Source organism: Gammaproteobacteria bacterium, assembly GCA_022340215.1.
Classification (GTDB): domain Bacteria; phylum Pseudomonadota; class Gammaproteobacteria; order JAJDOJ01; family JAJDOJ01; genus JAJDOJ01.
The window spans coordinates 1-11991 of the sequence record JAJDOJ010000223.1 but is presented as its reverse complement, the minus strand read 5'-3'; the positions used below and the strand labels follow the sequence as shown (position 1 = coordinate 11991).

At 61.9% G+C, this 11991-nt stretch carries 8 protein-coding genes and 2 pseudogenes; 6 read left to right on the top strand and 4 right to left on the bottom strand.

The genetic code is table 11. The features are described from left to right. Positions 1–443 precede the first annotated feature (443 nt). The 6 genes and pseudogenes from LJE91_15580 to LJE91_15555 all read left to right on the top strand — a co-directional run bounded on the left by LJE91_15580 (position 444) and on the right by LJE91_15555 (position 8710). Positions 444–815 (top strand): superinfection immunity protein, encoded by a 372-nt coding sequence (locus tag LJE91_15580; protein ID MCG6870093.1) that lies wholly within the window; start codon positions 444–446, stop codon positions 813–815. Between the two features lie 12 nt (positions 816–827). Next, positions 828–1982, top strand: a complete 1155-nt coding sequence (locus tag LJE91_15575) for an efflux RND transporter periplasmic adaptor subunit (protein ID MCG6870092.1) — start codon at positions 828–830, stop codon at positions 1980–1982. Next, entirely contained in the window at positions 1982–3409 is a 1428-nt protein-coding gene (locus tag LJE91_15570) for a TolC family protein (protein ID MCG6870091.1), read from the top strand. Before LJE91_15575 ends, LJE91_15570 begins: the two co-directional genes overlap by 1 nt. Positions 3410–3740: 331 nt before the next feature. Beyond that, positions 3741–6431, top strand: coding sequence for a sulfatase-like hydrolase/transferase (locus LJE91_15565; protein MCG6870090.1), 2691 nt, complete (start codon positions 3741–3743; stop codon positions 6429–6431). A 108-nt stretch (positions 6432–6539) separates the two neighbouring features. Then, positions 6540–6971: a hypothetical protein gene (locus tag LJE91_15560; protein ID MCG6870089.1), complete on the top strand. Its 432-nt coding sequence runs from the start codon at positions 6540–6542 to the stop codon at positions 6969–6971. A 357-nt stretch (positions 6972–7328) separates the two neighbouring features. After that, positions 7329–8710, top strand: a pseudogene (locus LJE91_15555) (chloride channel protein). Positions 8711–9019: 309 nt separating this feature from the next. Here the strand turns inward: LJE91_15555 and LJE91_15550 are convergent. From LJE91_15550 to LJE91_15535, 4 genes and pseudogenes are all read right to left on the bottom strand, one after another. After that, a complete protein-coding gene (locus tag LJE91_15550; protein MCG6870088.1) occupies positions 9020–9199 on the bottom strand; it encodes a hypothetical protein in 180 nt (59 codons plus the stop codon). Between the two features lie 1000 nt (positions 9200–10199). Further along, positions 10200–10520 (bottom strand): hypothetical protein, encoded by a 321-nt coding sequence (locus LJE91_15545; protein MCG6870087.1) that lies wholly within the window; start codon positions 10518–10520, stop codon positions 10200–10202. Between the two features lie 29 nt (positions 10521–10549). After that, positions 10550–11798, bottom strand: a pseudogene (locus LJE91_15540) (outer membrane protein transport protein). A 60-nt stretch (positions 11799–11858) separates the two neighbouring features. Next, the coding region (locus LJE91_15535; GenBank protein ID MCG6870086.1) for a hypothetical protein at positions 11859–11991 on the bottom strand (133 nt) is incomplete at its 5' end.

Below are 11991 nucleotides of genomic sequence, written 5' to 3'. Positions count from 1 at the left end.
ACCTGTTCAAGTGTCTTGATTTGAGTGTCGTTCATGATGGTCTTCATCCCTCATCATGAACAGAAACCAGCCGGCGTTCAGTATCATTTCATGTTAGAAACAAGCCTCCCCTTCAGTATCATTTCATATTGGAAGAGGCTGATCCTGGACAAACCCCGTTGGAATTCCTATGCTTAACAAGCGAAGGACGCACCGATACCCACCGGAGCGCCGGTCCTTGTTATCTAAGGACCATGACAGGATCGTCGAAGTCATGAAACGGTCGGCGGAAGCGGGAGCTAGTCCTCCGCCTATAGTACGACCCAGCGCTTCGTTACTGTCGGACAACGCAATGCATGCCTTCTCGGCACCCGGTACTCTGGGCATGCGGCTCATTTGCATTGATGCATGGTAGTGCACTGTCATACGCCTCAGGCAACTCGCTGGGATCGGGAGGATAGACGATGCTTGGATTTGAATTGACCATCTGGGACTACCTGACCTTCGCCACGGCCTTAGCGTCCGCCATCGCGGTGATTGTGATCCTGCTGTGGATCGCGGGACTGCCGGGCCAGATCGCCATTGCCCGCAAGCACCCGGAGGCCGAGGCGGTGAAGATCATGGGATACGCGGGGTTCCTAACGGTCGTGCCGTGGATCCAAGCCTTTATCTGGGCGTTCAAGCCGACCGATGTCGTGGACATCCGGCGCTTCCCCGCCGAGGAGGCGAGGGCGACCGAAGAGGATATCGCCCGCCTCAAGGGGGCAGCGGACAAGGAAAAGACGCAGGCGCCGGCGGGAGAGAAGCCGGTGCCGGACAACGACACGACGCGCTGAGGAGAACATCGCATGCTCCTCGGTTTCGTCCTGCTGTTCGTGTATGCCCTCGTCGTGTGGCTCACATTTTTCAAGTTCAAATGGATGAAATTCAACATCACCTGGGCTCTCGTCACGGTCTTTGTCGGGGTTCATTTGCTGCTCATCTTCCTGATCGGCCTGCGCTTCATGACGCCCTACTCCACCGACGCGAAGGTAATCCAGCACACCATCCAGCTAATCCCTCGTCTGTCCGAGCCCACGCTGGTCACCGATGTGCTGGTAGAGCCGAACGTGCCGGTGAAGAAGGGGCAGCCGCTGTTCCAGTTCGACCGCCGGCCCTACGAGTACAAGGTCAGGGAACTCGAGGCGGAGCTTGCCAAGGCGAAGCAGGACGTAAAGGTGCTGAAGACCGACATGGATGTCTCGGCACAAAAGATAGTCAAGCTCAAAAGCGACCTGACCTACGCGCGCTACCAGCAGAAGCTTTCGACCGATCTCGCCAGCCGCGGCGCCGGTCCGGAAGAAGACGCGCAGAAGTGGACCGCGCAGGTCGCCGCCGACGAGGCCTCGATCAAGGAGGCGCAGGCCGAGCTTGTGCGCGCAGAGTTGCGTTACAATTCCGAGATCAACGGCGTCAACACGTCCGTCGCCACCATTGAGGCCCAGCTCGACCTGGCGCGCTTTTACCTCGACAACACCCTGATGGTGGCCCCCGATGATGGTTACATCATCAACCTGCAGGTGCGTCCCGGCATGGTTGCCGGCATTGTCCGTTTCGGCGCCATCGCCTCGTTCATCTGCGATGCCGACCGTTATCTGCTGGCCAACTATTTCCAGGAGAACCTCAAGTACGTGAAGACGGGGCAGGAGGCCGAGATCGCGATCGACCTCTACCCGGGCCAGATCTTCAAGGGCAAGGTCCAGGCGATCTGGCAGGGGAGCGGGGCGGGACAAATGCTGCCAAGCGGCACGCTGCCCAATTTCGCCTATGAGCCGACCGAGGTCCCGCAGGGTCAGTTTGCGGTGGCGATCCATCTCGACGGGGCGGATCAGTCGAGGTTCCCGATCGGCACACAGGCGCGCGCGGCGATCTATACCAACCCCTCCAGTGGCTTCGTGGTGCTGCGCAAGATCGGCATCCGCGCCTACAGCTGGTTCAACTGGCTATATCCGTTCTCCGGCTGATGCGTGCAATCGGCAGCATCGTCGTCCTCAACCTGGCGCTTGCCGGCTGCGCGCTGCAGACGCCACCGACGCAGACCGAGGTGGTCGATCAGGCGCTGCCGGAGGGGACGCGAATTCCTGCCGCATGGAAAGCCGACGCGGATACCGGCGCGGTGGCCGACCACTGGCTGAAGTCGTTCCACGACCCTGTGCTGGATGCCATGGTCGCCGAGGCCCTCGCGAACAACCTGGATTTGCGCCAGGCGGTAGATCGCGTGGCGATCGCCCGGCAGTCCGCAGTCGTGGTTGGCGCGCAACTGCTGCCGCAGATCGGCGGGCAACTTGGCGCCAAGAAGACCCACGACTTCGGTCACGAGGACGAGGTCAAGCACACGTTCAGCCATACGGTCGCCTCACTGGGCGTGGCGTGGGAGCTTGATGTCTGGGGCCGGTTGCGCGCCCAGCGTGCCGCCGCCACGGCGGCTTTCGAGGCCACCGCGCTCGATTTTGCCTACGCGCGTCAATCGCTTGCCGCGACGGTGGCGCTGAGCTGGTATCTCACGACCGAGGCGCGCCAGCTCCTTGCGCTCGCCGAACGGGCCGTCGAGGTCTACGGCAAGCTGCTTGATCTAGCAAAGATCAGGCAGGCCGCCGGAAAGAGCTCGGACCTGGACGTGGTCGATGCGCGTGCCAGGCTGGAAACCGCCCAAAGCGAGCTCGAAGCGGCGCGCAATACCTACGGCAAGGCGCGTCGCGCCCTCGAGTTGCTACTTGGTCGCTATCCGGCGGCCGAGATCGAGGCGGCGGCGGTTTATCCTCCTTTGCCTCCGCCCGTAGGCGCCGGGGTGCCTGCATCGCTGCTGCAACGGCGGCCCGACCTGGTCGCGGCCGAGCGTCTGGTGCTGGCGGCGTTCCGACAGGAAGAGGCGGCCCGGCTCGCGCTGCTGCCCGATCTCTCGATCTCGCTCGTCGGCGAGCGTCTGGGCGATCATCTCATCAGGCAGCTGCGGCTCAGTCCGTGGCTTGCGTCCGCCGCGATCGGCATGGCCATCCCGATCTATGAAGGCGGGGCCCTGCGCGCCCAGGTGAAGATCGCCACCGCACAGCAGGCGCAGGCCGTGGCCAACTATGGCAGCGTCGTGCTGAATGCGTTCCGCGAGGTCGAGGATGTGCTTGCCAGCGAGCAGATACTGGAGAAGCGCCTCGGGTATGAGCAGCACGCCCTGGTGGATCGCAATGCGGCCGTGCAGCTCGCCATCGAGCAGTACCAGGCGGGGAGGAGGGACCTCCTGTGGGTGGAACAGTTACAGTCGGAACAAATCGGCGTGGAATCGAACGTCATCCAGTTGCGCAACGCACAGATCGCCAACCGCATCCAGCTGCATCTCGCGCTGGGCGGCAGCTTTGACGCGGCACCGTCGGTAGCCGAACCGGCGGGCGGGAAATGACAAAGTAGGAGAACTGCTATGTCTGGCACCAATGAAGCCGCTTTATCCGCTCTGCAGGACGCCGCTTTCGGTGAATTGAACAAGAAGTGGGATTGACTGCCGGCGCTTGGCATTCTACTCATCCAATAGGCCAATGCGTAGGCTCTTGATGTGATACCCATGTGCAGCTAGTCTTATTTTGGTAATTCTCCCGCGTGCTATACGTTAGCCGGGCGATCCCAGAGAGCGGTACTCTTTCGTAACAATACTGTAACACTTCGTTGATAGATTGAGGCGCTCACAGCATTGGTAATGAAACCAAAAATGAAACTAAAAGTAAGGAGGAGGCAGCATGCGATTTCCAGAGTGGCACCGGTCCGCAGTGCGGAAAGTCAGTAGGATCCTTGTCCTGCTGCTCTTTGTTGAAGTCGGCGCACCCGCGCAGGCCGATCAGGGGCCACGCCATCACGCCGAGGGGACGTTCGACGTCGCGACCTCGATCTACACCGTAGTCAAGGGAGACGACCTCGACGCCATCGCCGAGCGCTTCGGTGTGACGGTGAAGGAGCTGATGAAGGTGAACCAGCTGTCCTCGACGGAGATCGAGGTCGGCCAGCCACTGGTGATCACCGCGCCGGTGCAGACCACCGGTAAGCCCGGCACGCCGAGCGCCACCACCACCCTCCCGGGCAACCAGCTCCCGGCGCCGGCGCCGAAGTTCGGCGGTGTGATCAAGGAAGACGTCAAGGATTCCACCGCGTGGTGGCCGCCGCGTATCGTGCCGCCCAAGGGCGCGCCGAACGTGCTGCTGGTCCAGATCGACGACTCCGGCTTCGCCACCTCGAGCACCTTCGGCGGCGTGATCCCGAGCCCGACCCTCGACAAGCTCGCCGCCAACGGCCTGCGCTACACGCAGATGCACAACGCCGCGCTGTGCTCGCCGACACGTGCCGGGACGATCAGCGGGCGCAACCACCACACGATGGGCTTCGGCGTGATCGCCGAGGTGTCCACCGGATTCCCGGGCTACGACGCCATCATCACCGAGGACCGGGCGACCATCGGACGCATCCTCCAGGACAACGGCTACGCGACCTCGTGGTTCGGCAAGGACCACAACACGCCCACGTGGGTCGCAACCGAGGTCGGGCCCTTCGACCAGTGGCCCTCGGGCTACGGCTTCGAGTACTTCTACGGCTTCCCGGTGGGCGAGACCGACCAGTGGACGCCGTACCTCTTCCGCAACCACACGGCGATCTTCCCCTGGCGGGGCAAGCCCCCGGGCACCTGGAACCTGACCACTGCGATGGCCGACGAGGCCATCGACTGGCTGCGCAGGATCGACGCCACGCATCCCGACAAGCCCTTCCTGCTCTACTACGCGCCGGGGGGCACGCACTCGCCCCACCAACCGACCAAGGAGTGGATCGACAAGATCAGCAAGCTGCACCTCTTCGACGAGGGCTGGAACAAGCTGCGCGAGACGATCTTCGCCAATCAGAAGAAGCTCGGCGTGATCCCACCCGATGCCAAGCTGACGCCCTGGCCCAAGGGGCCGCCAGCCAGTCTGAAGGAGTGGGACGAGCTGACCGCCGACGACAAGAAGATGTTCATCAAGCAGGTGGAGGTGTTCGCCGCCTACCACGCCTACACCGACCACGAGGCCGGCCGCGTGATCGACGAGATCGAGCGCCAGGGCAAGCTCGACAACACGCTCGTCATCTACCTGCAGGGCGACAACGGCAACAGCGCTGAGGGCACCACGATCGGCACCCCCAACGACCTGGCGGCGTACAACGGGGTCGACGTCCCGGTGAAGGACCAGTTGGCCCACTTCTACGACCTGTGGGGCGGGCCCGAGACCGCGCCGCACATGGCGGTGGCCTGGACCTGGGCCTTCGATACGCCCTACAAGTGGATGAAGCAGGTCGCCTCCTACCTCGGCGGCAACCGCAGCGGCATGGTCATCTCGTGGCCGGCGCGCATCAAGGACAAGGGCGGCATCCGCAACCAGTTCCACCACGTGATTGACGTGGTGCCGACGATCCTCGAGGCGGCCGGCATCCCCGCGCCCGAGTACGTGGACGGCATCAAGCAGAAGCCGATCGAAGGCGTGAGCATGGTCTACACCTTCGACGCCGATCCCAACGTGCCGTCGAGACACAAGACGCAGTACTTCGAGATGATCGGCGAGCGCGCCATCTACCACGAGGGCTGGTACGCGAACACCAAGGTGGCCATCGCGCCGTGGAACAACAACCCCGGCGTCAAGCTGCCGGACCCGCTCGACTACGAGTGGGAGCTCTACGATCTCAGGAAGGACTGGACCCAGTACACGGACGTCTCGAAGAAGTACCCCGAGAAGCTGAAGGAGATGCAGAAGCTCTTCGTCAAGGAGGCGTGGAAGTACAACGTGTTCCCCCTCAACAACGAGGGCTTCCAGCGCATCCTCCAACCGCGTCCGAGCGGCTCGCCCGGCATGACCGAGTTCAGCTACAACGCTCCGATCTCGATCGCGCTGGGCGCCATGCCGCCCTACGTCGCCCGCGACTTCACGATCACCGCCGACATCGACATCCCGAAAGGCGGAGGCGAGGGCATGCTCATCACCGAGGGCGGCCGCTTCGACGGCTGGGGCCTGTACCTGCTGAAGGGCAAGCCGGTCTTCACCTACAACCTGCTCGACCTCGAGCGCTTCCGTTGGGAAGGCAAGCAGGCGATCGCGCCGGGCCGACATACGGTCGTGTTTGACTTCAAGTACGACGGCCCGGGTCTCGCCAAGGGCGGAACGGGCGTGCTGTCGGTTGATGGGGAGGTCGTGGCGAAGCAGACCATCCCGCACACGGTGCCGGCCCTCGAGGCCGTCGACGAGTGGCTGGACGTCGGCTATGACACCCGCACGGGCGTCGACGAGCGTGACTACCAGGTGCCCTTCACCTTCACCGGCACGATCAACAAGATCACCTTCAAGCCAGGGCCGCCGGAGATGACCGAGGAGCAGATGAAGGAGGCCGCGAAGCTAGCCGCCAAGCCGAATGACTGAGCGTGGTTTCGGCGATGAGGTGGCGGGGCGCGTTCGCGCGCACCGCCCCGTACTTGCATGCGTTGGGCGCGGTAAGACCTGGTGGCCGGGTGAGATCGAGCTGATGCAGTGAGGACGACCTCCCTAATGGCCGCCTTGTCGCTGCTCGTACTTACAGCCGACACCTGTGCTGCGCCGGTTCATCCGCAGACCCCCGCAGCACCGCCGGATACGACGGCCGCTCGAACCGCAGCGGAGTTCAGCTCGCTGGTGGGGCGGTGGGTGCGGCCGGACGGCGGCTATGTGGTCACGATCAAGGGTGTGAGCGCCGACGGAAAGCTCGATGCGTCCTACGCGAATCCGAACCCGCTACCGTTCTCCAGGGCTGAAGCGACGCGAGACGGCAACGAGATCCGGGTCTTCCTCGAGCTGACAGCCGGCGGCTACGGCGGGTCGACCTACACGCTGACCTACGACCCGGAAAAGGACATCCTCCGCGGCGTGTACTACCAGGCGGTCGCTCGGCAGCGCTACGACATCTATTTCGAGCGCGCGCAGTGAGGACCTCGGCGGAGTTCGATGCGGAGCGTGCTTCCGCGGCCTGGCACACCGGATTCATCGCTTGCGCCGCGGTTTTGACTCGCAAGGGGAAAGCTCGATGCGTTTCGTGTCGCGCCATCGGGGATATGAAGGTTCGAGTCTTTACGTTCTTTGCACTGCTCGTCGCTGCGATGGCGTCACCCACGTTGGTGGCGGCCCAGCAGGTCACCGGCAAGCTCGGCTCAGCTAATGATGCGCAACGTTTCTGAAGATCACTCTTTGGAACCACTGGAAGCGCAGCGTTCGCTGCTGCTGATGAGCCTGCTCGCGGTGGCGACCGGCGTTATCGCCGGCACGGGCGCGTGGGCCTTTCGCATGATGATCGGCCTGGTGCACAATGTGCTCTTCCTCGGCGGTTTGTCTTTCCATTACGACGCCAACGTGCACACGCCGACGAGCCCTTGGGGGTGGGGCGTGATCCTGGTGCCGGTGGCGGGAAGTGTGGTCGTGGCCTGGCTGGTGAAGAACTTCGCTCCCGAGGCCAAGGGCCACGGCGTTCCCGAGGTGATGGATGCCATCTACTACAACGAAGGGCGGATTCGTCCGCGCATAGCCATCATCAAGTCCCTCGCCTCGGCCGTCTCCATCGGTAGTGGTGGCTCGGTCGGACGCGAAGGCCCGATCGTGCAGATCGGCTCGGCCTGCGGCTCCACCATGGGTCAGATCGTTCGGATGCCGGCCAGTGACCGCATCACCCTCATCGCCGCGGGCTCCGGCGCGGGCATCGCCGCCCCCTTCAATGCTCCGCTGGGGGGAGTTACCTTCGCCTCGAGCTGCTGCTGATCTCGATCAGCGCGCGTACACTGTTAGTGGTGGCCATCACCAGCGTCGTTGCTATCCTGATCAGTCACCATTTGCTCGTGTCCCAGCCCAGCCTCTACATCCCTGCCCTGGAGGTGCCCGATTTCGCCTCCTTTCAACCCCTGGCCCTCGCGCAGTTCTTGCTGCTGGGAGGACTCATGGGGCTGCTGTCGGTCGTCTTTATTCGGGGTCTCTACTGGATGGAGGACGTTCTCGACGCCATGCCGCGGATTTACTACAGCCGCCATGCCCTCGGTATGCTGTGCGTGGGCGTGATGATTTATCCGCTGTACCGGTTCGCGGGCCAGCATTACGAGGAAGGGGTCGGATACGCCACGGTGATGGACGTGCTGCATCGTAGCCTGAACGATCCGTGGTTTCTGCTGCTGGGGCTGAAGCTGCTCGCGACCTGGCTTTCGCTGGGGTCCGGCGGCTCGGGTGGTGTATTCTCCCCCGCGTTGTTTGTGGGCGCCACGTGGGGTGCGCTGTTCGGTCACCTGTGCCACGCACTCATCCCCGGTTTGCAGGTCTCGCTCCCTGCCTTCGCCATCGCTGGAATGGCCGCCATGATCGCCGGCTCTACCGGCGCTGTCTTGACAGGCATCATCATGATAGCGGAGATGACTCAGGATCACCGGGTGATGCTGCCGCTCATACTTACGACCTCCGTGGCTTACACCGTACGCAGGACCCTCATAGAAGGGGACATTTACACCATGAAACTGGTTGCTCGCGGGCATGTTGTGCGGGAGGGTTTCTGCCGGCCATCAGTCCCCGGTCTGCGGGTCCGCGACTTGATGGACAAGGGCATGGACGTGAAGGCTGTGGGCGAGTCGCCGCCAATCGGAAGGTCGGGTATAAAGGCAGACGATGGCCGCAGTGGGCGGACTCAAGAATGATCGGTCTTCGCCGGCTCGATCGCGACAATCATAGACAAGAGGAGCGGTTTCCCCATGGACCCGGCGGAGTGTGGGCAGACGGTCGACCTTCAAGGCGAAATCCGCGGACTGTCCACACAGAGTCCGGCAGCTGAACCCTCACGAACTCCAGCGTGCCGATATGCTTGCGCGGGAACCGCCGAGATTCTAAACACTTACGTTCGGTCGTGCCGGTACTGCAACAGCAGCGAAATAGCAATGAAGGCCAAAGCGCGCATTTCGATTTTCGAAAGGGACATGCTACCGTCTCCCGGCGAGTAGCGGCGGAGTTCAGGATTCACCTTCTATCCGGCTGATCGCCTGCTTGATCTCATCCAGGATCAGCTGGCGCGCCTTTGCTTCATCAGCGTCTGGGATGGACCATTCCATTTCGCTGAGGTATCTATCAAGCAACGATGCGACATCCTTGTCGAGCGCCTTGCGGCGTTTTTCCAGCTCGATCTCTTCCATTGAAGACATAGCAACCCCTACACTGGGTTTGGGTACTGCGATCACGCAGGTTAGAGGAAGAAGCACGAACCAGTGCGGCGTTTTTCGATACTCTTCCCTGTCACAAGTATTCTGCATGGTTGCTGCTCTATGCCGCCTCACCCGTTGGGTAAGCTGCTATGCGCCGGCCGCGCACTGCACCTGCCAATGGGCCGCAACCCCACTCACCTTACCCTCAAAACGGCAGCGGGTAAAGCCTTTAGACTTTCGCTCCCTCTCCGGCATTAGCTGCAACACCATGAAACCTTGTCCGATGACAAACACACCCGCCCGCCAGTTTGGCCACTGGCGACGCCGTGTCAAAGCTGCCGCCGAGCGCGTGGCCGAGGGCCTGCATGATGCCGGTACCTCGCATTAACCTGAGAACAGATACAGCCAGTTGACCCAGGTATAGCCGCGGATGCCGATTTTGCGCAGCACCACCAAGCCACTGCAAGGATTGGTATAGATCGCCGTTCGCGGGCGATGGTGATCTGGCCCGGCAGTCCCGCGCGATCCACAACACAACCACAATCCCTGCAAGCGCGGCCGTACCGAATGTCAGGTCGTCCCAAAAATCAGGTTCGAATCCCAGCACAGGATCTCCACGTACAGTTCGGCCCACAGACCCCAGCCCGGTGTTCGCGTTGTTGAGACGCCCTGAGTGCAGCAGGAAGTACACCGGGTTGACCGCGACAAGAACGCTGAACCAGATGAGTGGCTCATTCGTTCATAGGCACTACGTGCCGACGGCCGCTGGCCGTGAGATATTGACGCCAGGTATAGGGGCAACTATCTGCCAAGATATGCAGTGATCCAAACAAGGTGTATGGCGTGTAGGCGTCTGCTTTTGGCCGGAGGATTAAACGGCCGATGGCAGCAGACCCGCATGGGTTCTGTCAAGCGCGTAAGGCTGCGGGTAACAAGAAGACTCCAGCTTTCCCGCGACGCAAAGGTCGTCTCGCCACGCACTTGACGCCAGTTAATGGCAACAATGGTCCTGGCAAATAGCCAAATGCGCGGGGAAAGGTTCGCTTGTCTCGAAAACACGCTTCGCTACTGAATGTCCGATACGTCGATCTTCCGATACCCTTAGAATAGCCGCTATGCCAAAACCTTTTTCCCGGGCGCGGGACCATTCCATAACGGTACAGGCAATGCCCGTAATGACCACCATCGCCAGGCAGTACCAGTGGCTGAATAGAGGCGCAAAGGCAGTCATCCCGATACCGACGATGGCGAGCAGCACCGGCAGAATCATGATGAAGCTGTCAAGGTCCAAGTAGCGCTTTGAACGGATCATTGGCGAAACCTCTCGATACTTGTTTAGCCCTAGAATTTCCAGTTCATGCTGAGCGCCACGAAGTGAAAGACATCGTCTTGCATCCGGCCCTTGAGATCGCCCTTCAACAGCCCGCCGGTCTGGTTGACGGGTGCGCTGCCGGCGTCCATGTACTCATAGGCGGCACCGAGCGTGATGTCCTTGCGCCAGTAATACTGCAACCCCAGCGCATAGCGGTACTGGCGGTCGAGCGGCAGGACGATAGACCGGTTGGAATTCTGTACGGGAGAGCTATCGTAGGCAAAGCCCGTGGACACGGACCACAGCGGATTGAGCCGGTAGCGTGCTCCGATCGCGGTATGCCACGTGTCCTGGAAGTGGGCGTCCAGCGACGTGCTGCGCGAAAGCGTCGTGTCTGTCGCAGACCTGGTATCGAGCGACACCCCGATCTCGCCGAAACTCGACCAGTTCTGCCAGCCCAGATCCACCATGATCGCAAGATCCGGGGTCAGTTCATGGTAGCCGCTCAGCATTACCTGGCGGGGGAGCGTGAAGTCGAAGGTGCTCTGGGCGTTCCTGAAGGCGGGTGTCTGGAGCACGGCGTTCAACACGGGCCCGGCACCATTGATCGAGGCATGATCCTTGTATTTCAGGTCCACCTGCGAGATATAGGTGAGCCCCACGCGCGTGCCGGTCCAGGGTTCGATTAGCAGACCGGCGTTCCAGCCCACGTCTGTGTCGGTGTCCTTGAATTTCAGACGCCCATCCGGCCCTCCGTCCTGCACGTTGTTGATATTCGTCTGGACATCGAGTTCCCCATAGACCAGCGACACGCCACCGCCGACCGACAGCCAGCCAGTCGTTTACCCGGTAGCCGAGGGCGCCGTTGGCGAAGCTGGTGAGAAAATCCTCCTTCTGGACATAGTAGCGCCCGGCCCAGTCCTTATTGAATTCGACCCCCAGACCCAGGTAAGAGCCGAGCGTGAAACCGAGCTTCAGATCGTGGGACACGCTGTGCACGTAGGACAGGCTGCCCGAGGGGACGAATCCCCCCGCATTGCCGCCGTTCCCGCCGCCGTAGGTGGAACTCTGGGTATCGAATTTGACATCGGCATATATAGGCTGCACCCCCACCATGAGCTGCGAGCCCGTAAGCCGGGTCATTCCCGCGGGGTTGGCGAAGGCCGTGGCGCCATCGGCGGCGCGCGAGGCCATGCCCGCACTGGCCGTGCCTACATCTGGCGTGCCCATCTCATACAACCATAGCCCGGCAGCCTCGGCCGAAATCGCCTGCACCATGAGTGTAAGCGCCGTCAACGCGCTAGCAAACTTCCTGGACATGGATCTATAACCATATCGTTACCGTCTTCTCGCGCCAATCGCCTTCTGAGCTTCGACGCCCAAGACGAAATCCTGACATCGCTGTAGGCCAATCCAGATGGTTTGGGGGCCAGGAAAGCCATCCCCCTTGCGGTTGAGAAAGCCCCCATAA